Genomic DNA, 579 nt, shown 5'->3' on the forward strand with positions numbered 1-579 from the left:
TGGTTCATCTTGCCATTAATTATGGGTGCGACAATGTTTGCTCAGCAAATGTTGAACCCGCAACCAGCTGATCCAATGCAGGCGAAAGTATTCCGCATTATGCCGATTATGTTTACGGTATTTATGTTGTTCTTCCCTGCGGGTCTTGTGTTGTACTGGATTGTGAACAACAGTATTACAATCTTACAGCAATGGTTTATTAACAAGAGTGTTGAGAAAAGTCGTATCAGTAAAGCTGAATCGGCATCTTAATCCTTGAACTTTTGCTGAATCAATCCGCTTAAGATGGTAATCTTAGGCGCATTTTTCTTTTACTGTATTTCAGGTTTTTAGGTGAATAATATGCATAGTCAAACCACAATTGCCGCAATTGCAACGCCACCAGGGCGTGGTGGAGTGGGCGTGATTCGCTTATCGGGACCTAAGGCTTATGATATTGCTCAAAAACTGACGCAAAAAAACTTACCTGAAGCTCGGTTGGCGGGTTTCCGTAAGTTTTATGATGCTGATGGAAGTATTATGGATGAAGGCATTGTCTTGTGCTTTCCAAATCCACATTCTTTTACCGGTGAAGATGTT

The 579-nt window shown here is 41.3% G+C and carries 2 protein-coding genes; both read left to right on the top strand.

Annotation, left to right across the window (positions count from 1 at the left end; all coding sequences use genetic code 11):
- Window positions 1-252, top strand: a 252-nt coding sequence (locus ABD296_RS50010; protein ID WP_344285719.1) for a YidC/Oxa1 family membrane protein insertase, incomplete at its 5' end; no start/stop codon positions are given.
- A 90-nt stretch (window positions 253-342) separates the two neighbouring features.
- Window positions 343-579 (top strand): hypothetical protein (locus ABD296_RS50015; protein WP_455363892.1); only part of this gene is annotated, 237 nt, incomplete at its 3' end.

The organism is Actinomadura napierensis (assembly GCF_039529375.1).
In the GTDB taxonomy this organism is placed as follows: domain Bacteria; phylum Actinomycetota; class Actinomycetes; order Streptosporangiales; family Streptosporangiaceae; genus Spirillospora; species Spirillospora napierensis.